Origin of the sequence: Streptomyces sp. NPDC048523, from assembly GCF_043199815.1 — a bacterium.
In the GTDB taxonomy this organism is placed as follows: Bacteria; Actinomycetota; Actinomycetes; order Streptomycetales; family Streptomycetaceae; genus Streptomyces.
Map to the genome: position 1 here is coordinate 1,319,519 of NZ_JBICWQ010000001.1, position 20,259 is coordinate 1,339,777.

The 20,259-nt window shown below is 70.3% G+C and carries 21 protein-coding genes; 7 read left to right on the forward strand and 14 right to left on the reverse strand.

Annotated features, from left to right (window positions below; genetic code table 11):
• Positions 1-4 precede the first annotated feature (4 nt).
• A complete protein-coding gene (locus tag ACGFWE_RS06010; RefSeq protein WP_352380914.1) occupies positions 5-964 on the forward strand; it encodes an amidohydrolase family protein in 960 nt (319 codons plus the stop codon).
• Positions 965-986: 22 nt separating this feature from the next.
• On the opposite strand, the gene ACGFWE_RS06015 is transcribed toward ACGFWE_RS06010, so the two are convergent.
• Complete coding sequence (locus tag ACGFWE_RS06015) at positions 987-1,853, reverse strand: helix-turn-helix domain-containing protein (RefSeq protein WP_393598946.1); 867 nt, start codon at positions 1,851-1,853, stop codon at positions 987-989.
• Between the two features lie 97 nt (positions 1,854-1,950).
• On the opposite strand from ACGFWE_RS06015, the gene ACGFWE_RS06020 reads away from it, so the two are divergent.
• On the forward strand, positions 1,951-2,937 hold the full coding sequence (locus ACGFWE_RS06020) for an aldo/keto reductase (protein ID WP_393598194.1): 987 nt from the start codon (positions 1,951-1,953) through the stop codon (positions 2,935-2,937).
• Between the two features lie 9 nt (positions 2,938-2,946).
• On the opposite strand, the gene ACGFWE_RS06025 is transcribed toward ACGFWE_RS06020, so the two are convergent.
• Positions 2,947-4,167 (reverse strand): amidohydrolase family protein, encoded by a 1,221-nt coding sequence (locus tag ACGFWE_RS06025; protein ID WP_393598196.1) that lies wholly within the window; start codon positions 4,165-4,167, stop codon positions 2,947-2,949.
• Between the two features lie 318 nt (positions 4,168-4,485).
• On the opposite strand from ACGFWE_RS06025, the gene ACGFWE_RS06030 reads away from it, so the two are divergent.
• Positions 4,486-5,550 (forward strand): zinc-binding alcohol dehydrogenase family protein, encoded by a 1,065-nt coding sequence (locus ACGFWE_RS06030; protein WP_393598198.1) that lies wholly within the window; start codon positions 4,486-4,488, stop codon positions 5,548-5,550.
• Positions 5,551-5,636: 86 nt separating this feature from the next.
• Here the strand turns inward: ACGFWE_RS06030 and ACGFWE_RS06035 are convergent, their stop codons facing one another.
• Positions 5,637-6,110: a MarR family winged helix-turn-helix transcriptional regulator gene (locus ACGFWE_RS06035; protein WP_393598200.1), complete on the reverse strand. Its 474-nt coding sequence runs from the start codon at positions 6,108-6,110 to the stop codon at positions 5,637-5,639.
• An 85-nt stretch (positions 6,111-6,195) separates the two neighbouring features.
• On the opposite strand from ACGFWE_RS06035, the gene ACGFWE_RS06040 reads away from it, so the two are divergent.
• From ACGFWE_RS06040 to ACGFWE_RS06050, 3 genes are read left to right on the forward strand one after another with little or no spacing between them, the layout of a single operon-like run.
• Positions 6,196-7,248, forward strand: coding sequence for an ABC transporter permease (locus tag ACGFWE_RS06040; protein WP_393598202.1), 1,053 nt, complete (start codon positions 6,196-6,198; stop codon positions 7,246-7,248).
• A 32-nt stretch (positions 7,249-7,280) separates the two neighbouring features.
• Entirely contained in the window at positions 7,281-7,763 is a 483-nt protein-coding gene (locus tag ACGFWE_RS06045) for a MarR family transcriptional regulator (protein ID WP_352380925.1), read from the forward strand.
• A 9-nt stretch (positions 7,764-7,772) separates the two neighbouring features.
• Positions 7,773-8,324 (forward strand): TetR-like C-terminal domain-containing protein, encoded by a 552-nt coding sequence (locus ACGFWE_RS06050; RefSeq protein WP_352380927.1) that lies wholly within the window; start codon positions 7,773-7,775, stop codon positions 8,322-8,324.
• On the opposite strand, the gene ACGFWE_RS06055 is transcribed toward ACGFWE_RS06050, so the two are convergent.
• From ACGFWE_RS06055 to ACGFWE_RS06075, 5 genes are read right to left on the reverse strand one after another with little or no spacing between them, the layout of a single operon-like run.
• Complete coding sequence (locus ACGFWE_RS06055; RefSeq protein ID WP_393598205.1) at positions 8,305-9,195, reverse strand: SDR family oxidoreductase; 891 nt, start codon at positions 9,193-9,195, stop codon at positions 8,305-8,307. The two genes, ACGFWE_RS06050 and ACGFWE_RS06055, sit on opposite strands and share 20 nt — an antisense overlap.
• 20 nt (positions 9,196-9,215) lie before the next feature.
• Positions 9,216-9,755, reverse strand: a complete 540-nt coding sequence (locus tag ACGFWE_RS06060; RefSeq protein WP_393598207.1) for a zinc-binding dehydrogenase — start codon at positions 9,753-9,755, stop codon at positions 9,216-9,218.
• Positions 9,704-10,318: an alcohol dehydrogenase catalytic domain-containing protein gene (locus tag ACGFWE_RS06065; protein WP_393598209.1), complete on the reverse strand. Its 615-nt coding sequence runs from the start codon at positions 10,316-10,318 to the stop codon at positions 9,704-9,706. The genes ACGFWE_RS06060 and ACGFWE_RS06065 overlap by 52 nt, the downstream gene beginning before the upstream one ends.
• Positions 10,315-11,307, reverse strand: a complete 993-nt coding sequence (locus ACGFWE_RS06070) for a hypothetical protein (RefSeq protein ID WP_393598211.1) — start codon at positions 11,305-11,307, stop codon at positions 10,315-10,317. The genes ACGFWE_RS06065 and ACGFWE_RS06070 overlap by 4 nt, the downstream gene beginning before the upstream one ends.
• A 38-nt stretch (positions 11,308-11,345) precedes the next feature.
• A complete protein-coding gene (locus tag ACGFWE_RS06075; protein ID WP_393598213.1) occupies positions 11,346-12,089 on the reverse strand; it encodes a hypothetical protein in 744 nt (247 codons plus the stop codon).
• 226 nt (positions 12,090-12,315) lie between these two features.
• Between ACGFWE_RS06075 and ACGFWE_RS06080 the strand changes: the two genes are divergently transcribed.
• Positions 12,316-13,992, forward strand: a complete 1,677-nt coding sequence (locus tag ACGFWE_RS06080; protein ID WP_352380936.1) for an FAD-dependent monooxygenase — start codon at positions 12,316-12,318, stop codon at positions 13,990-13,992.
• Between the two features lie 9 nt (positions 13,993-14,001).
• On the opposite strand, the gene ACGFWE_RS06085 is transcribed toward ACGFWE_RS06080, so the two are convergent.
• From ACGFWE_RS06085 to ACGFWE_RS06110, 6 genes are all read right to left on the reverse strand, one after another.
• Positions 14,002-14,586 carry a TetR/AcrR family transcriptional regulator gene (locus ACGFWE_RS06085; protein WP_393598215.1) on the reverse strand — a complete coding sequence of 195 codons (585 nt, stop codon included), beginning with the start codon at positions 14,584-14,586 and terminating at the stop codon, positions 14,002-14,004.
• Positions 14,587-14,655: 69 nt separating this feature from the next.
• Entirely contained in the window at positions 14,656-15,324 is a 669-nt protein-coding gene (locus ACGFWE_RS06090; protein WP_352380940.1) for a response regulator transcription factor, read from the reverse strand.
• Entirely contained in the window at positions 15,321-16,613 is a 1,293-nt protein-coding gene (locus tag ACGFWE_RS06095) for a sensor histidine kinase (RefSeq protein ID WP_393598218.1), read from the reverse strand. Before ACGFWE_RS06095 ends, ACGFWE_RS06090 begins: the two co-directional genes overlap by 4 nt.
• An 18-nt stretch (positions 16,614-16,631) precedes the next feature.
• Positions 16,632-17,471: an ABC transporter permease gene (locus ACGFWE_RS06100; RefSeq protein ID WP_352380944.1), complete on the reverse strand. Its 840-nt coding sequence runs from the start codon at positions 17,469-17,471 to the stop codon at positions 16,632-16,634.
• Positions 17,468-18,406, reverse strand: coding sequence for an ATP-binding cassette domain-containing protein (locus tag ACGFWE_RS06105; RefSeq protein ID WP_393598220.1), 939 nt, complete (start codon positions 18,404-18,406; stop codon positions 17,468-17,470). Before ACGFWE_RS06105 ends, ACGFWE_RS06100 begins: the two co-directional genes overlap by 4 nt.
• Positions 18,407-18,579: 173 nt before the next feature.
• Positions 18,580-20,115 carry an aldehyde dehydrogenase family protein gene (locus tag ACGFWE_RS06110; RefSeq protein WP_393598222.1) on the reverse strand — a complete coding sequence of 512 codons (1,536 nt, stop codon included), beginning with the start codon at positions 20,113-20,115 and terminating at the stop codon, positions 18,580-18,582.
• Positions 20,116-20,259 lie beyond the last annotated feature (144 nt).

The window sequence follows — 20,259 nt, forward strand, 5'->3', positions numbered from 1 at the left end:
TGTCATGTCCTCCCCGCTCATCGACGTCCACGCACACCTCCTTCCCGACTTCTACGTCCAGCAGGCGACAGCGGCGGGCCACGCCCACCCCGACGGCATGGCCGGCTGGCCACCATGGTCCGTGGCGGCCCACCTGGACCTGATGGACCGAGGCGGCATCGAGACCGCGATGCTGTCCATGTCGTCCCCCGGTGTGCACTTCGGTGACGACAAGGCGGCCCGTCTCCTCGCCCGGCAGGTCAACGAGTACATCGCCGAGCTGGCCCGTGACCACCCCGGCCGCTTCGGCACCTTCGTGTCCCTGCCCCTGCCGGACGTGGACGGCTCGTTGGAGGAGATCGCCTTCGCCTTCGACGAACTCGACGCCGACGGCGTGGCCCTGCTGACCCACACGCACGGCGTGTACCTGGGCGACCAGCGCCTCGACCCGGTCTTCGCGGAACTGGACCGGCGCCGGGCCGTGGTCTTCCTGCACCCCACCTCACCGGTGTGCTGGCAACAGTCGGCACTCGGCCGGCCGCGGCCGATGGCCGAGTACATCTTCGACACGGCCCGCGCCGTCACCGACCTGGTGATGGCGGGCGTCCTGACACGCCATCCGCATCTTCGGGTGATCGTTCCGCACTGCGGTGGGGCACTCCCTGTCCTGGCCGACCGCATCAACGAGTTCATGCGACTGTTCCTGCCCTCGGAGCAGACGCCCGGCCAGGACGCGGTGGAGCAACTACGAGGCCTGTACTACGACATGGCGGGCACAGCCTTCCCACGCCAGGTCCCGGCGCTGCTGAAGCTCGTCGATCCGGACCGCGTCCTGTTCGGCAGTGACTACTGCTGGACGCCTGCCCCACTGGCCGACGCCCACCTCGCGGTGATCGACGCGGCCGAGTCACCGGTGGAAGGAACCACATGGCGTTCCCTGACGACGGCCAACGCACGGCGCCTGTTCCCGGGGACGGCGCGGTGAACGACAGCCGCGGCGCACTGCGTCAGGCGGAGCCGTTCAGCGCGTCCCGCCCCGTCTCGATCCGAGAGGCCAGGGCACGCACGGCCTCGTGGGTCGCACTGCCGGGTTCGGCTGTCCACACGACGAGTTGCTGTTCGGGATCCTCGGCGCACGTGAAGGTCGAACGCCGGAATGTCAGGTCGCCTGCCACGGGATGCCGGAGCAGCCTGGTGCCGCCGGCCCGCACGGCGACATCGTGCGAGGTCCACCACCTACGGAACTGCGGATCCAGCGCGGAGAGTTCCTCGACCAGCGCCGTCAGCCGAGGGTCGTCGGGGTTTCTCCTGCCGTCCATGCGCAGGTGGGCCACAGCCAGTCGGGCCATGTCCGCCCAGTCTCTGTACAGCACCCGGATGGCGGGGTCGGTGAACAGCAGACGCACATAGTTGCGCTCTTCCTCGGGGACGCGGCCGAAGTCCATCACCAGGGCGGCGGCCAGGGCGTTCCAGGCAAGGAGGTCCGTGGTGCGGCCGAGGACGAACCCCGCCGTCAGGGTGAGGTCGTCGAGCAGGTGCCGCAGCTGCGGCTGGACTTCCTGCCGAGTGCGCCTGCCCGCCGTGGGCAGGGCGGCCTTCCCCGCCAGCGTCAGGAGGTAATCGTGCTGATCGGCATCGAGGCGGAGCACCTGCGCGAGGGCGTCGAGGACGGCCGCGGACGACTGGACGCGACCCTGTTCGAGCCGGGTGTAGTAATCGGTGCTGATCGCGGCCAGCTGAGCGACTTCCTCGCGGCGCAGACCGGGAACGCGCCGGAGCTCACCGGCGGGCAGGCCGACCTCGTCAGGGCTCAGCTGAGCTCGCCGCGCCTTGAGGAAGGTCCCCAGTTCGTGAAGGTTCGGGCCGCGGTTCACACGCACAGCCTTGCACCTTGCCCCGATCCCGCGCACCGACACCCCCTGCCCCGTTCGTGCACGTAGAAGCCGGCCCCATCGAGATCAAGGAGAAAACATGCACACCCGGACACTCGGACGAGACCTGCGGGTCTCGGCCATCGGTCTCGGCGCCATGGGTATGTCCCAGAGTTACGGCCCGAACCCCGGTGACCGAACGGACATGATCGCGGTGCTCCGCGGCGCCGTGGACCGCGGAGTCACCTTCTTCGACACCGCGGAGGTGTACGGCCCGTACGTCAACGAGGAGCTCGTCGGAGAGGCCCTCGCCCCGGTGCGTGAGCAAGTGGTGATCGCCACGAAGTTCGGGTTCCGTATCGAGAACGGTGCCTCAGTCGGCCTCGACAGCCGGCCCGAGCAGATCCGGGCGGTCGCCACGGCCTCCCTCAAGCGGCTCAGGGCCGACACGATCGACCTGTTCTACCAGCACCGCGTGGATCCCCAGGTGCCGATCGAGGACGTCGCCGGCACGGTCGGCGAGCTCGTCCAGGAGGGCAAGGTGCGCTGCTTCGGGCTGTCGGAGGCCGGTGCGCAGACCATCCGCCGTGCCCACTCGGTCCACCCGGTGACGGCCGTGCAGAGCGAGTACTCCCTGTGGACCCGCGACCCCGAACCGGAGGTGCTGCCGGCGTGTGCGGCGCTCGGTATCGGATTCGTACCCTTCAGCCCGCTCGGCAAGGGGTTCCTGACGGGGTCGGTGGACGCGTCGACGGCGTTCGCGGACGACGACGTCCGTACAACCATTCCGCGGTTCTCGGCCGAGAACCGCGCGGCGAACCAGGTTCTCGTCGAGCACGTGGGAAGGCTCGCGCAGGCCAAGGACGCCACGCCGGGGCAGGTCGCGCTCGCCTGGCTGCTCGCGCAGCATCCGTCGATCGTCCCGATTCCCGGCACCCGACGCGTCGCGCGTATCGAGGAGAACATCGGCGCCACCTCGGTGCCCCTGTCCGCCGACGAGCTTGCGGACCTCAACGAACTCGCCGGCCATGTCGGGGTGCACGGAGACCGGTACAACGAGCAACACATGTCGCTGGTCGACAAATAGCCGGGCTCCTCACAGCCCCAGAACGCGCTCGGCGTTGCCGTGCGCGATGCTCGCCAGGTCGGCCGGCGCATACGGTGCGGAACGCAGGAACCCCACCGCCTCGGCGCTGGACTCGAACGGGTAGTCGATGGAGAACAGCACCCGGTCGACACCCACGGCGTGGACGGCTCCCAGCAGCGCGGCATGCGACATGACTCCGCTGGTCGTGACGTACACGTTGTTCCGCAGGTAGTACGAGGGCACGTGCTGCACCCTGTGCTCCGCGGGCACATGGTCGTAGCGGCTGTCGAGCCGGGCCATCTGGTACGGCAGCAGCTCGCCCATGTGTCCCAGCATCACCGACGCGCGCGGGAACTCGTCGAAGACGCCGCCGTAGATCAGCCGGAGGGCATGGGCACCTGTCGTCGCGGTCCAGCCCCACGACGGCCCGACCAGCACCGGATACCCGTCGAAGACATGCCAGTTGTCGGCCGGAACCACAGCCGGGTGCAGGTACAACGTCACGCCCAGACGCTCCAGTTCGGCCCACACCGGCCTGAATTGCGGCTCGTCCAGGTAGTGCCCGCGGACGTGGTCGTTGTACAGGACGCCCTTGAACCCGAGTTCCTGCACCGCCCGGCGCAGCTCCGCGACCGCGGCCTTCGGGTCCTGCAGGGGGAGGGTGGCAAAGCCCGCGAAGCGGGTCGGATGTGCGGCGACCGTCTTGGCCAGGTAGTCGTTGATCCGCCGTGCGTCGGCCACCGCCTCCGCCGGATCCTCGATCACTTCCACGCCCGGAGTGGAGTACGAGAGGACCTGGACGTCGACGCCGTTGGCGTCCATGTCCGCCAGCCGCAGGTCCGTCACGTCGTCCAGGCGGCGGAACCACTCCTGCTTGATCTCCTCCGGCACGGCCATGTGCCGGCGGATCGCTTCCTCCTGCCGGATCGCTCCGGGAACGGAGAACGCCTCTTCCACGGCCACGATGCGCATCTTTTCCTCCGGAGTACGGGAATGGTGTTTCGAGCCGCGCCCGGGTCGGGTCGTCGGGTCCGGCGTCTGCTGCCCGGGTTCGGCCGGTGCCGCCTCGGCTGCCTGCGCGGGCGACCCCGCGACCAGGCCGCCGACCACGGCGGCTCCCGACGCGGCGGCGGTCGCGGCGATGAATCTTCGCCGGGTGGCCTCGCCAGGAGGCTTGGTGCGGGGCTCGCCGGGCGGAGTCACGGCTTGGAAGGAACGGTCGTCGGGCATGTCCACTCTCCCTCTGGGGGGCGCGGGTGATGGCCAGGGGCGGGCTGGTCGAGGTCGGCTCGCAGAGTCGGTGGGGACGCGTACGGCGGCCGGGCCGAGGGCGGGTGCAGAGCGCTCCTGGGCGATGTGGAGCTGCGGCCCGTTCCCATCTCTTGAACTGGAGCCAAGCTAGTTCTAGGGTACTTTTCAGTCAAGACCAGCGACTGAGGCCGGTTGGGCTCGATCCAGCTCATGACTCACAGTCAAGAACCCCGTGCATCGCCGACGGCTGCGCCGGGTCCTGCGACGAATCGCGCAACGATCTGAAGGAACGTGAGAGTGGAACAGACCATGATGGCGGTCCGCCTGTTCGAACACGGCGGCCCCGAGGTGCTCAAGTACGTCGAGGCGCCGATTCCCGAGATCGGCCCGGACGACGTCTTGATGCGCGTGCACGCCACGGCCGTCAACAGCTGGGATCTGCGCTACCGCGCGGGCAACCTGCCGCAGCCCCTCCCGGGACGGCCGCCGTGGCCCCTGCCCTTCCAGCTCGGCCGGGACGCGGCCGGTGAGATCGTCGCCACCGGCGAGAACGTCACCAGGTGGCACCCCGGCGACAGGGCGGTGCAGCTCCCGCACCCGCCGTGCCGCAACTGCGCCCTGTGCGTCCGCGGACTCGAGAACCTGTGCATCGACACCGCCTACCCCGGACACCAGGTCTTCGGCGGATACGCCCAGTACGTCGCGCGCCGCCAGGACGCCGTCCTGCCCATCCCCGACGGCGTCGACTACGAGACGGCCGCAGCCACCATGTGGACCTACACGACCCCCCTGAACTGCGCGCGACAAGCACCCGTCGGCCCCGGTGACACGGTGGTCATCACCGGTGCCAGCGGCGGGATGGCGATCGCCTGCGCGCAACTGGCCAAGCTGAGCGGAGCCACCGTCATCGGCACCACCACCAAGCCGGACCGCGACGAAGCGCTCAGGAAGCTGGGCTACGACCACATCGTGCACTCCACCGATCCCCGGCTGCCCGCACAGGTCAGGGAGCTGACCCACGGCCTGGGCGCCGACGCGGTCTGGGACTGCGTCGGCGGCAACGACTTCTTCCAGCTCTCCCTGTCCTGCACGCGGCTCGGCGGCACGGTCATCGTCCTGGGCACACCGACCGACCAGGGATCCCGCCTCGAACTGGACGCACTCGCCCTCATCGGCCGGCAGGTGACCATCGCCAGCGTGCGCGGCGCCACCCTGCGCGACCAGCAACTGTGCCTCGAACTGCTGGCCGATGGAAAGATCACGCCGATCATCGACCGCGCCTACCCCCTGGAGGAAGCGGCCCAGGCCCACGCCTACCTGGAAAGCCACCGCCAGACCGGCAAAGTGGTCCTCCTGCCCTGACACTGCCGCCGCGAGCCGGATGACCCAGCGGCGTCGCCCTCGGCGTTCGCCGGATTCGACGCCCTTGCCGGCGATACTCCTCCCTCTCAGCTGCCTCCACGCACGTCCATCGTCGGCAGTGCGTCGGGATTGAGCCCGGCAAGCATCCGGAGCAGCAGGGAATGGATGACGGCCCGCTCGGCGGGGGCGAGGACGGCCAGCGCTTCCTCGTCGAGACGTTCCACCAGACCCCTGGCCCGCTCGGCGAGGTTCGCGCCGCTGTCGGTGACGGTCAGTTGCACGGTTCTGCGGCTCGAAGGGTGTTCGCGGCGAGCCAGCAGGCCGCGGTCGACGAGTGCGTTCACCGCGGCGCCCATGGACTGGGGAGTGAAGCCGGTCCGACGCGCGATCTGCGCCGCGGAGGTGCCCGGGACCCAGACGACGTGCTGCAGAGCGTTGTGCTGGGCGGCCGTGAGGTCCAGCGAGCGCAAGGCTCTCTCGAGACGCGTCCCCATCACGTGCACGACCTGCCACGCCAGGTAGCCCATACGCGTCGAGGGATGTGCCTCGGGGCGCCTCATCAGCGACTCCAAAAGTAAGGTGCCTGATATTTCTATGGTACAAATAGAAGGTACCTTATAAAGAGAACTGGAGAGGGCCCCTCCCATGTCCACACCCCCGACCACTCCCACCGAGCCGCGCCATACGCACCACCACCACGCGATGGACAGCGCTCCGGCGCCGCAGGGTGCCACCGGATTGAAGGGCGTTCTGCTCCCGGTCGTGATCGTGCTGGCCATCGGATCGATCTTTGTCAGCGTGTTCCTGGCCGCGTTTCACGCCCCGCGCCCGCACGACCTGCCGGTCGCCGTCGTCGGGACGACCCAACGGCTCGAGCAGGTCACCGGAGGGCTGGAGCTCGGACTGCCCGACGGGTTCGAGGTAAGGCGCTACCCCGACGCGAGTACGGCCCGCCACGCTCTGCAGGACCGAAAGGTGTACGCCGCCTATGTCACCGGCCCCGGAAGGTCCGCGGAGTTGCTGTATGCCGGAGCCAACGGCCCTTCGGTGACCTCGACGGTCACCGGTGCCTTCTCCGGTGTCGCCAAGGCGAGCGGTGACCGTCTGACCGTGCAGGACGTCGTGCCGGCCTCGGCGGGCGACACCCGCGGCATGTCGGTGTTCTACGCCGGGTTCGGCGTCGTCCTGGCCGGATTCCTGTTCGGCATGATGACCTACCAGATGGCTCCGCGGCTGGAGTACCGGTGGAGGCTGGTCAGTCTGGCCTCCTTCAGCATCCTCGGCGGCGTCATCGTGGCGGTGATGGCCGGGAGCCTGGGCTTCTCGGCACTGCCCGGGCCCTTCCTGGGCATCGCGGGGGTCATCGCCCTGATGGCCGCGGCCGTCGGCAGCGCGACCATGATGTTCATGCGCCTCTTCGGCCGCGCCGGGATGTCGCTGGCCGCCGTGGTCCTGCTGACCTTCGGCAACAGCACGAGCGGTGGCACACTGCCCACCGCCTACCTGCCGGGCTGGCTGCGTCCGCTCTCGGAGATCCTCCCGGTGGGAGTCGGCGTACGAGCCGTCCAGGGCCTGTCCCACTTCAACAACGACGGGCTCACCGCGGGGGTCGGCGTCCTGGCGGCGTGGATCCTCGTTGCCGCCGGTGTGCTCTTCTGGCTCGATGCCCGCGGCCCACGCCGCACCGCCGGCGCCTGACCCGCCCGCCGTCGGCCTCGTAGACTGCGGCCGTGACCGACGCCGCTTTTCCCACCACCGGATACCTCGCCTGGCAGTTCTCCCAGATCATCGCCGGACGACTGGAGCGGGCACTGCGCGCGGAGGACCTCACACTGGCCCAGCACAACGCACTGCAGCAGGTCCTGTGGACGCCGGGGGTGTCCGCGGCGGAGATCGCGCGCCGCTCCGGCATCACGGCCCAGTCCATGGGAGCCGCGGTGAGTCAGCTCGTCGAGCGGGGACTGCTGCGACGCGAACCGCATCCGACCAGCCGCCGCAGCATGCGCCTGTTCGCGACCGACGACGGGCACGCGACGGCCGCTCGTGCCACGTCGATCGCGAAGCGGATCGAACGGGAGACGACCTCACCGCTCTCCCCGGACGACAAGAACACGATTCACCGACTGCTTCACCGTCTGGTCGAGGAACTGAACCCCGACGCCCTCGCCATCGACACCCGATCCCTGAACCAGCCGTTGCTGTCAGAGGGATGACGGAAAGCCATGAGCCGTGCCGAGAGCCGTCCGCCGTCATTCGGTTCCCCCCGCGGTCGTCCCCGCAGCAAGGCCGTGGAACAGGCCGTCCTGGAAGCGGTGCTGCTGCTTCTCGAGGACGGCGCCCCGCTGGCGGACCTCTTCGTCGACGTCATCCGCGCCGCTGAGCCCGCCGAGCGAGAACTCCCCGGTACGTCGATGCGGGACGACCTGGTCGTTCTGCTGGAGTCACTGCGCCAACGGGCGCTGGCCGGCCGCTCGTCGGCGGTCCTGCACACCGCGCACGCCCGGATGAGAAGCAGCCCGAGGATATGGGCCGCCTACCAAGTCGTCGTGATCACCCCCCGGCGCGACCTCGGACTGGAGATCCTCCGGCGAGGCCGGCTGAACGGGGAACTCCGTGCGGACGTCGACCTGGACCTGGCCATCGACATGATCGTCGGCCCCCTGCTCCTCCGCTCCTTCCTGCGCCACGACCCCGACCTCCCGGACGGACTGCCGGAACAGATCGTCGACACCGTCCTCCAGGGCCTGCGGCCTGTCAGCTCGCCGCGCGGTTGAACGCGGTGGCCGCTTCCTCGAAGGACGCGGGCTCGCGGCCGAGCAGCATCCGCAGGACGTTGCTGTTGCCCCGCAGACCGTGCCGGTCGTAGTCCTGCCACATGGCGCGCATGTCCGAGGCCCGGGACGCGGAGTCGGCCACTGTCGGCGGGAGCGGTGCGTCCGCCCAGTCCACCGTCCTCGCCTCCAGATCCACTCCTCGCACGCGCCCGGCGAGGCGCACCGCGTCGGCCAACGTCAGGGCGGGTCCGGCGAGTTCGTAGGTCGCCGAGTCGTGCCCCTGATCGGAGAGCACCTTGACGCCGGCTTCCCCGAGGTCGCGCAAATCGATGAACGAGAACTCGTTGTCCACGTCGAACGGCACCTCGACGGGGCCCGCCGGGGCCCTCCCCCACGTCGACAGGACGATCTGCGCGAACATCGAGGGCTGGAGGATCGTCCAGTTCAACCGCGAAGCCCGCACCGCCGCCTCGGCGTTCGCCTTGCGCAGGTGGTGGCGGAGCCCGGGGGTGTGCGGGTGGAGGACGGACAGGTACACGAACCGACGCGCGCCCGCGTGCTCGGCCGCCTCGAGTGCCCTGATCGCGAGGACGTCCTCGTCGGGGTGGAACGCCGGCGGAATCATGAACACGAAGTCGGCGTTCTCGAGCGCCTGACGGACCGTGTCCGGCTTCTCCAGGTCGGCCTCGACGATGTCGTCCACGCCCAGGGCGGCCACTCGTTCCCGGCCTGCCGGGCCGTGCACGACGGCCCGGACCCGGAAGGGGGCTCGCAGCGCGGCCTCCAGCACGTACGTACCGCAGAGCCCGGCCGCCCCGATCACCGCGATCAGGGGCGGCTCCTGACGGCGTACGACTTCTGATGCGGACACTTTCCGGCTTCCTCTCGCTGTCAGGGATTGATCACTGTCATCCACATGGGGTCGTCGACGCGTTGCTGTATCGCGTCCACGGCCTTGAGCGCCTCGGTGAGCGGGAACCGGTGGGTGATGAGTTCGTCCGCCGTGAGGGCGCCCGTCGCCAGCAGCCGCAGGACGTCCGTCGCGTCCTGGCGGGTGTAGGCGCGCGTGCTGACGAAGCGCCAGCAGTGCATCATCAGGGCGATGGGGGGCAGCGTCAGCGGGGTGGAGTTCCCGCCCATGTGCACGAGTGTGCCGCCGGTGGCCATGCTCGCCATGGTCTGGCCGAGGGCGGGGCCCTCCGGGATGAAGTCGATGACGGCATGGGCTCCCTCGGGTGCCAGCTCGCGCAGCCGACGGGTGAGAGTGCCGTCGGTCGACCAGTTCTCGGGGAGTTCGTCGAGCGCGACGACACCGGCCGGGATGTCGCCGGCGAGCCCGGCGACGCGGTCGAGACGGTCGGCGTCACGGCCGACGAGGATCAGACGGGCGACGCCGAAGTGCTCCGCGAGCTTGACCGTCGCGGTTCCCATGGTGCCGGTCGCGGCGGTGACCACGAGAGTGGCCCGCTCCGGAAGGTCGGCACACTTGAGTGCGCGCACGGCGTTGGCCAGATCCTGGACCTGGCGGCGACGTCGAAGCCGACGGAGTCCGGCAGGGAGTCGATCAGCCAGTGCGGGACACGGACGTACTCCGCGAGTCCGCCGTCGTGGTACTGCTCGTACAGGGGCATCGGGGCATCACCGAAGGCGGCGTGGCCGAGCATGGCCTGCTGGGCGCACATCATGTCCCGGTCGGTACGGCAGTAGTCGCACTCACGGCAGTTCAGCAGGGGATGCACCCGCACCCGGTCGCCCACCGCGTGGCCCGTGACGTCGCGGCCGACGGCGGAGACGACGCCTGCGGCCTCATGGCCGAGTGTGGTGGGCAGATGCTTGAGCGCCCCCATCCGCAGCAGGCGCATGATGCCCGGCGCCAGGCCGGCGGAGACCACCTTCACCACCACGTCGAGCGGACCCGGCTCGGGGACGGGCACCTCCTCCAGGACGAGTGCCTCGGCGCCCTGGTGCGCTCGCAGGGCAAGCATCGTGGTCATCGGCGGACCTCCACGGTGAGGCTCGGGAGCCGTTCTGGCGTACAGGCGTCCGCCGTACGCGTGGTCTCGGCGACCTGGGGCAGTTCCTGGTGCGAGAGAAGACTGACGTAGCCACCGGGCTCGGTCACGACGCTGGTGTGGGAGATGCCGAGCGGGATGCGCACGAAGTCGCCCGGTTCCAGGTCGACGACGCCCCGCTGGGTGATCAGCGTGCGGTGACCATGGGCCTGGTACTGGATCTCGTCGGCGTCGAGGGTGCGCCGGTAGCGGCGCTCGCCGCCAGGGGTGGTGGTGACCATGCCGAGGCGGATGCGGTCTGTCGCGTACATCCAGGTGACGTCCTGACCGGGATCGGCCCGCAGCACCGCCATCCGCCGGTCCTCCTGGTGCACCTGCTCCAGCAGGAGCTGTTCGTCGACCCCGAAGACGGTGATGTCGTGGCCGAGCGCGGCCATGCACTGAGTGATCGCCTCGTTGGCCTCGCCGGGCTGCCAGCCGGGGAACGGCGGGAACACGGCCGCGGACTCCCGCTGGGCCGGGACCAGTTCGGCGACCGGCGCCGGAATGTAGAACAGCAGATGGCTGTCCTCGCGGCCGTAGTTGTCGTGGGCCACGCCGCGCGGGATGCGGGAGAACTCGCCCGGCTGGAACTCGATCACGCCGAGCTCGGACATCAGCGTCCGCCCGCCGCCGATCTGGTAGGAGATCTCGTCGACGTCGCAGTTGCGGTGGTAGAACGGCTGCCGGCCGTCCATCTTCTGCCACTCGACGCGGATCTCGTCGTTCTCGTAGACACCGCGCGGCGGGGCGAACGCCTCCGGCTCGTACTGCTGCGGGTAGTGCACCACGGTCAGCGGCGGGTGCTCCTGCCACAGTTTGACCGGCACCTTCGGGGCATGCGGCGGCGAGAGCAGCAGGTGCTCGTCGCGGACGACGCTGCGCAACGGCTGGTCGGAGCCGAGGACCATGACGTCTTCGACGACACTCACGGGGACCTCCTTGTCTTCGGGTACGTGTCCTTGGGCGGTCACCTCTTTCGGCCCCAGTACATCTCGATGCCCTTCCACTCCATCACCTGAGGGCTGTCGACCTTGTCCCCGAACGCCTCACGGATCTGCTCTCCGGAGTAGTAGGGAATGTCGTCCACGGGGACGTGCGCGAAGAGTTTGTCGAACCACTGCCGAAGGTGGACGTCGGAGTCGATACGGGACGTGAACGTCGCTCCCTTCAGGACCGCCTCGGCCAGCACGATGCGTCGCCCGGGCTTCATCACCCGCAGCAGGTCCGCGGCCGTCTCGGGCCAGTCGTCACAGTGCTGTGTCGCCTGCAGCACGGCGACGCAGTCGTAGGCCTCGTCCTCCACGCCGTCCGTGTACGACCAGCGCCAGCAGCCGATCTGGCCGTTCCGCCCGGGGACCTTGCCGAGGACGGCGTTCCGTCCGTCCTTGATGATCTCCACGGTGTCGATGACACCCTCCGGGCCCACCAGGGCCCGCATGTCCTCGACCCACCCGGAGGGAGCGATGCCCTCACCGATGAGCAGCACCCGGTCTCCGGCACGGAGTTCGAGCAGGCCGTAGACGATCTCGGAGACCGGCCGGGCCAGCTCCTGCCAGATGTACGGCAGGCCACCGGCGATGGCCATGGCCATTTCCCACTTCACCCGCCGGTCGAGGTCCTGGATCTCCGGTCCGAAACGCTCCTCGTCCCAGGGCTGGATGTACTTCCAGGGGTCTCCGCCACCGAAGCCGTTCTCGGCTTGTGCACTCATGTCGTCGTGTCCTCCGTAGCTGCGAAGCGCCGGCAGCAGCTCGGCCCAGGAGCCACGGGCGCCGCCCTCTTGAACGCAAGACGAGCGTAGCACCGCACGCGATTAGCCAAAAGTCTTGTGTTTTTCCAGGTCTTCCCTGCAGCGATACGTCCGTGTAACTCTGACCCCGGTTCAAGAGATGGGACCATGAACGGGTCCGACGCTTGCTCAGGAAGGCAGATCTTCAATGTCCGACCAGCACGAGAGAGCCGCATCCCGGCGCGTCCTGGTCGTGGGGGCAGGGCCGGTGGGCCTCGCTCTCGCGACCGAGTTGGGGTGGCGTGGTGTACCGGTCACCGTGATCGACCAGGGCGACGGCCACGTCCCCTTTCCCGCAGGCGAGGCGATCTTTTCCCGCACCATGGAACACCTGCGCCGCTGGGGCTGCGCGGAAGAGGCACGCACGGGGTCGGCACCGCCCCCCGACTACCCGCACCGCACGGTGTTCGCCACCTCTGCCACGGGGCGCGTCCTCGCCGACTTCGACTACGGGGTCACCAACCGGTCCTCGGGCGTGTACACCCCGCTGACACCGGAGGGCCCCGCGTTCCTGTCCAAGTTCTCCTTCGTGCCGTTGCTCGCCCGCACGGCCGGTGAACTGCCGGGAGTGGTGATCAGGTACGGCACCCGCCTGGAGACGGTGGAGCAGGACTTGGAGGGTGTCCTGGCCGTTGTGCGCGACGTGGCGAGCGGTGCCACCGAGACGCTGGCCGGCGCGTACCTGGTGGCCTGCGACGGAGGCCGCAGCGGCGTCCGCCGGGCGCTCGGCATCGAGTTCGAGGGCATGTTCGCGCAGGGGCACAACTTCGCCGTGCACTTCCGTGCGCCACAGCTGCTGGACCTGCTGCGGGAGCGTCTCGGCGGCCCTGCGGTGCAGATCCACACCTTGTCGTCGGCGCGCAGGCCGTACATCACGGTCGTCAACGGCGTGGACGAGTGGCGGCTCTCGGTCTACCTGGACGAGGAGCCCGACCCCGATGACGCGGTCGCCTGGATACGCGAGGCCGCCGGTGCTCCGATCGACGTGGAGATCCTCGCGGCGCAGCCCTGGAGCGGACACTGCGTCGTGGCCCGCGCCTACCGCGAGGGGCGGGTGTTCCTCGCCGGCGACGCCGCGCACCTGCTGTGGCCCAAGGGGGGCTTCGGCGCCAACACCGGGATCGGCGACGCCGTGGACCTCGGCTGGAAGCTCGCCGCGACCCTCCAGGGCTGGGGCGGCCCGGCGCTCCTGGACAGCTACGAGAAGGAGCGGCGGCCGATCGCGGTCCGCAACGTCACGGAGGCCTCCAGCAACTGGAGGGCCGACGCGCAGCTCGTCCCCGATCCGGTGCTCGACCGCATGGACGCGGAAGGCGACCGGCTGCGTCGTGAGCTGGGCGAGGAGATCCGCCGGTCCCGGGCCAAGGAGTTCCGCTGCACGGGCGTCCAGCTCGGCTACCGCTACAGCGGCTCACCGGTCTGCGTGCCGGACGGCAGTCCGGAGCCGCCCGACGCGCCGGACGAGTACGTACCGTCGACCTGGCCCGGCTGCCGCGCACCGCACGTCTGGCTGCCCGACGGCACTTCGGTGCTCGACCACTTCGGGCGCGGGTTCACGCTCGTGGTCTCGGGCTCCGCGGACCCGTCGCCGCTGGTGCGGGCCGCCCGCCGGTGCGGTGTGCCCTTGACGGTGCTGCGCCTCGCCGACCCGGCCGCCGCGGAACTGTACGAGCGGCCGCTCGTTCTCGTCCGCCCGGACGGCCACGTCGGCTGGCGCGGCCGGCAGGCTCCCGCGGACGCCGTCGCCGTACTCGACGTGCTGCGCGGGGCGACGCTCCCAGTTTCGGATGCGGTACCGGCGGGAGTCGGGGCCCGCCTCGTCTGAGGTACGCGCTCAGCGCCCGCGGCCCTTGGCCCCCGAGCTCCTGGCCAGGACGGACTCCATCAGGAACCGGAGCATCTCGTGGGCCGGTCTGTTCCAGTCGTTGGGCACGTGCGCCCCTTCGAACACGGCGACCGCGACATCGCGGAGGAGCGCGGCATCGACGCCGGAGGCGTTGTCGAGGCCGCGCTCGGCCATGAGCTCGTCGACCAGTCCCACGATCCAGTTCAGAAAGGTGTTGTGGGCCTCGCGGACCGCCTCCGAATGGGGCAGCCGGTCGTGCATGGCCTGGTGCAGCGGGCGGGAGTAGCGCATGTCGGACAGCCCGCGCACCAGGCGGCTCAGCGGGTCGGCGCCGGCCTGCTCCTCGTTCAGAATGCGGAGCTCGCGACTGAGCATGCGGTTCATGACGGCGGCGAAGATGTCGTCCTTGGAGTCGAAGTACCAGTAGACGTTGCCCCGGGCCACACCTGCGGCGGCGCTGATGTCCGCCATCGTGGTCTTGACGTAGCCCTTCGCCAGGAAGAGCTCGGTGGCCGCGGCTAGCAGATCACCCGTGCGCTCCTCCCGGGGGATCTGTTGGCGGTTCCGCGGCATCCCGACTCCTCCCGTGAGTTCACCCCGTCTCACGTGAGTGTAGACACCCGGCAGACCGCCCCAGTCGGTTCAGTCCACGGCGGGACGGGCGAGGCCGTGGTCGTAGGCGAAGATCACGGCCTGGATGCGGTCACGGGCGCCGATCTTGGCCAGGACACGGCCGACGTGCGTCTTGACGGTGGACTCGGACAGCACGAACCGCGTGGCGATCTCCCCGTTGGTCCAGCCTTTGCCGACCGCCACCAGGATCTCGCGTTCACGGTCGGTCAGCGAGGTGAGCCTCGGGTCCTCGGCGGGGTCCGATCGGTGCGAGGGGACGTACTGGGCGAACTCCTCCAGGAGGCGGCGGGTGAGGGCGGGCGCGATGACGGCGTCGCCGGAGGCGACCGCGCGGATCCCGGCGAGGAGTTCCTCGGGGCGCGCGTCCTTGAGGAGGAACCCGCTCGCGCCGGCCCGCAGGGCGGCGTGGACGTACTCGTCGAGGTCGAAGGTGGTGAGCACGAGGACGTGGGAGCGGCCGCCGGCGGCGACGATGCGGCGGGTGGCCTCGATGCCGTCCATGCCGGGCATGCGGACGTCCATCAGGACGACGTCCGGGCGCAGCTCGGCCGTCTTGCGGACCGCTTCGGCGCCGTGGGCGGCCTCACCGACGACGTCGGTCTCGGGGACGGAGTCCAGGAGCAGGTGGAAGCCGTAGCGTTGCAGCGGCTGGTCGTCCACGATGAGCACGGTGGTCACCGGTCACCGCCGCTTCCCGGCGTGAGGTCGAGGACGGCCTCGACGTTCCATCCTGCGCCCGCCGCCGGTCCCGCGCTGACGGTGCCGCCGTACAGGGCCGCTCTCTCCCGCATGCCCACCAGGCCGTGTCCTTCCTCGTTCGGCGGTCCGGACGGTGCGGCCGGGCCGGTGTCCTGGACTCGGATGGTCAGCCGGCTGTCCTCGACGAGGATCGCCAGGTGCACCCGCGCGTCGGTGTCGGCGTGTTTCAGGGTGTTGGTGAGGGCTTCCTGGACGATGCGGTACACCGTCAGCTGCACCCCGCTGTCCAGGGCGTCCACCTCCCCCGACGTCCGGTAGACCACCTCCAGTCCGGCGGCGCGCACCGTGGCGCACAGCGACTCGATGTCCGCGATGCCGGGCTGCGGGCTGAGTTCGGGCCCGCGGGACGGACCGGCCCCGTCCTGACGCAGCACACCCAGCACGCGCCGCAGCTCGCCGAGGGCCTGTCGGCCGGTGTCACCGATGAGCTGCAGAGCCTCCTTGCCCCGCGCGGGCTGGAGGTCACTGGCGTAGGCGCCGGCGTCGGCGAGGGTGATGATGACGGACAGGTTGTGGCCGACGATGTCGTGCATCTCGCGGGCGACACGGGTGCGTTCGGTGGCCGTGGCCAGTCTGCTGCGCTGGTCGCGTTCGATCTCCAGCCGGGCCGCCCGCTCGCGCAGTCCGGCGAGCTGGGCCCGGCGGATGCGGACCATCAGGCCGAGCGCGAGGGCCGCGGTCGCCGTGCTCAGCAGGAAGAACAGCGCGTCCCACACGGACACGGCCGCGGACGCGCGCACCGCGACCAGCACCATGGCGCCCGCCGTGACCGCACAGGCCCAGGGCAGCTGCCGCAGCCGCCCGTGCAGGGCCAGGCTGTACAGCGCGATCAACAGGGCGATGTCCGCGCGCATCGCGGCGCCCAGGGACCACTGCAGGACGAACACCGCGGCGATGACGGCGAACGCCACGAGGGGTTTGCGTCGCCGCCACAGCAGGGGCAGTACCAGTCCCGCCTGGAAGGCCAGCATCCCCACGACGGGCAGGTGGGTGAAGGCGACCCGGAAACGGCGCGGGCTGTCGCCGTCGTCCACACCGCCGTGGATCAGGTCGGGCAGACAGAACATCAGGAAGACCAGGACGACGACCGCGGTGTCCAGTACCCAGGGACGTGCCCGGTCGGCATGCCGCAGCCGCTGGCCGCCCCGGGACAGTCGGGCGACCAGCGGTCCCATCCCGCCGAGGTCATCGGTGGCCACGGACGTCACCTGTCCATGGTGCGGGCGTCAGACGTCACTGCGCACGAGCCGGTACGCCGCGCCGCCCAGCACCAGCGCCGTCCAGCACAGGAACACCAGCAGCCCGGCGCCCGGCGACAGGGTCGTGGAGTCGTGGGTCAGGGAGAACATCGCCTCCCCCGCGTTCGACGGCAGGTAGGGACTGATGCCGTCCTGCCAGGAGCTGGGCAGCAGGGAGATCAGGCCGGGGATCAGCATCAGGGAGGCCACCAGGACCGAGATCCCGCCGGCCACGGACCGCAGCAGTGCGCCCAGGGCGGTGCCGATCACCCCGACCAGGCCGAGGTAGAGCCCGGCGCCCAGCAGACTCCGCAGGACACCGGCGTGCGAGAAGCCCATGGCCGCGGGCGTACCGGAGACGATGCCGCCCCCGATCAGGAAGGCGACGAACGCACCCAGCGTGCCCACCGCCAGTGCGACCAGTCCGAACACGACCGCCTTGGACCACAGCACGGGCAGTCGGCGGGGCACCGCCGCGAGGGTCGAGCGGATCATGCCGGTCGAGTACTCCCCCGCCGTGACCAGTACGCCGAGGACGCCCAGGGCCAGCTGGGCGAAGTTCGTACCGAAGAGGGACAGGCTCACGGTCGTCGAGTCGGCGAAGTCCCGGTCCAGGTTTCCGGAGTCGATCCCCGACTTGTAGCGGCTCGCGGCGATGACGCCGAAGGCCACCAGGAACAGCAGGCCCAGGCCCAGGGTGATCCAGGTCGAGCGCAGGGACCACAGCTTGGCCCATTCGGAGGCCAGCACACGCCGTCCGGTCACGCGGTAGGCGGGGCGGGGGCGGGTGGTCCGGGGTTCCTCGGTGGTTGCGGTGAGGGTGCTCACGCGGTCCTCCCGAGGACGTCGATGCCGGTCGTGGTGCCGTGGTACTCCACGGCATCCCTGGTCAGGTCCATGAACGCCTCCTCCAGCGATACGGTCCGCGGGCTCAGCTCGAACAGCGCGATCCCGTGCTCAGCGGCCTTGAGGCCGATCTCGCGGGCGCTCAGCCCGGTGACCTGCAGCTCCTCGGAGCCGACCTGACCGGTGACGTCGACGCCCGGCCCGGCCAGCACGTCCCGCAGCCGCGCCGGGTCCTGCGTCGCCACCTCCACCGTGTCGCCGCCCGCCTCGCGGATCAGGTCGGCCACCGTGGTGTCGGCGAGCAGCCGGCCGCGTCCCACGACGATCAGATGATCCGCCACCAGGGCCATCTCGCTCATCAGGTGCGAGGACACGAACACCGTCCGGCCCTCGTCGGCGAGCCCCTTGAGGAGGTTGCGGATCCAGAGCACGCCCTCCGGGTCCAGCCCGTTGACCGGTTCGTCCAGCATCACCGTCTGCGGATCGCCCAGCAGGGCCGCGGCGATGCCGAGCCGCTGGCCCATGCCGAGGGAGAAGGCGCCGGCCCGCTTCTTCGCCACGCTGTCCAGTCCCGCGAGGCCGATGACCTCGTCGACCCGGCGGCCCGGAATGCCATGGGTCAGCGCGAGGGCCTTGAGGTGGTTGTACGCCGAACGGCCCGGGTGGATCGACTTCGCCTCCAGGAGCGCGCCGACCTCCTGGAGCGGCGCCTGGTGGCGGGCGTAGTGCTGACCGTTCACGGTGACGGAGCCGCTCGTCGGGGCGTCGAGGCCGACGAGCATGCGCATGGTCGTGGACTTGCCCGCCCCGTTGGGGCCGAGGAAGCCGGTCACGGTACCCGGCTTCACGACGAAGTCCAGGCCGTCGACGGCCGTCTTCTCCCCGTACCGCTTGGTCAACTGCCGTGAGTCGATCATTCGCGCTCTCCCTCTGGGGCTCCGGCGTCCGTCACTTCCGACGCCACACCGGCCACGCTAAGCGGCGAATCAGCCCGACCCGGTGGTACCGGGGGGCTGATCTACGCCGTACGCGTGGTACCGCGGTACTACGCGCCCACCTGCGGTGCTGTCCGGCGACGCCCGCCGACGAGTCAGTCCGACTTCTCGCCGCTCTCGGCCAGGATCCTGCCGAGGGCGCCGGCGAGGGCTCCTGCCATGGCTCCCTGCGGCCTGCCGAAGGTCGAGGCGGAGAACCGGGCGGGGCCGGTCTTGGCGGTGAAGGAGTGCGCGTAGGCGAACTCCCGCAGTCCCTCCTCCCCCTGCTTACGCCCGTAACCGCTGTCGCCGCGACCGCCGAACGGCACCGCGGGGTTCATGGAGAACACCAGTGCGTCGTTGATGCTGGTCATTCCCACGCGGAGGCGACGGGCGATGGCTTCTCCGCGGTCGCGGCTGAAGACGGCGCTGCCGAGCCCGTACCGGCCGGCGTTGATGTGGGCGACGGCCTCGTCGGCGTCGGCGACCTTGATGACGGCCAGCGTCGGCCCGAACGTCTCCTCCGTCGCCGCGAGGGCGTCGGGGGTCACTCCGACCAGGACGGTGGGCGTGACATAGCGGTCACCCACCGAGTCGAGGCCGCCCACGGTGGCTGTGGCGCCGCGCTCCAGAGCGTCCTGGATGTGTTCGCGGATGATGGAGGTCTGGCTCGGCAGCGGAACCGGCCCGATCTCCGCGTCCTCGTCGCTGCCGACGCGTACCTGCCCGGCGAGCGCGCTGATCTTCTCGACGAACTCGTCGTGCACCGACTCGACGACGTAGGCCACTTCGAGACTGATGCAACCGTGCCCGGTGTTCTGCATGGCGCCCCACACGACGTGAGCGGCGGCTTCGTCCAGGTCGGCGTCCTCGGCGACGATGACGCCGTCCTTGCCGCCGAGTTCCAGCAGTACGGGGGTCAGGGTCTGCGCACACTGGGCGGCCACCGTCCTGCCCGTGGCGACGCTGCCCGTGAACGCGAGCTTGTCGAGGCCGGCCTCGATGAGCGCCTGCCCCGTGGCGCCGTATCCGTTCAGGTTCTGCAGGACGGCCGGCAGGTCCGGAACGGCACGCTGCCAGGTGCGGACGAGCCATTCGGCGACGCCGGGCGTGATCTGGCTGGGTTTGAGGATGACGGCGTTCCCGGCCGCGAGCGCGTCGACGAGGATGGCCGCGGGAGTGAGCAGGGGGAAGTTCCACGGGCCGATGACGCCGACCACGCCGTACGGCTGGTACTCGACCCACGCACGCTGGTTGGGCGTGGTGGGACTGGCCGGAACCTCCCGGCGCCCCAGGGCGCGTGCGGCGTTGTCGGCGGCGTACTGCACGTGCTCGAGCGTGCCGAGCACCTCCACGCGGGCGTCGTCGAGGGGCTTGCCGTTCTCGGCGTGAATGAGCGCGGCGCCCTCCTCGCCGCCCCGGGCTATCTCCCGCCGCCATGCGCGCAGTCGCTCCGCGCGGCCCTCGAAGCCGAGGTCCCACCAGGCCCCGGTGACCGAGCGTGCGGCGGCGACGGCCGCGGCGGCCTCTTCCTTGCCGGCCACGGGGTAGCGGGCGAACTCGGCGCCGGTGGCCTGGTCGATGGTGACGACCTCGGTCGCGTCGTATCCGATGACGCCGTCACGTGTGCTCGCCGGAATGTTGTCGGTCATGGGTCTTCCCCTACTCGGATCATTGAGAACGTGTGCCGTGCCGAACGATCGACACTTGGGCACCGGTAGCCGCAGAGCCGGAAGCGCTCTCGGCGGGCGGACGTGGCGCAGCCGTCGGAGGTGACCCACGGCCGGGTTTGGGGC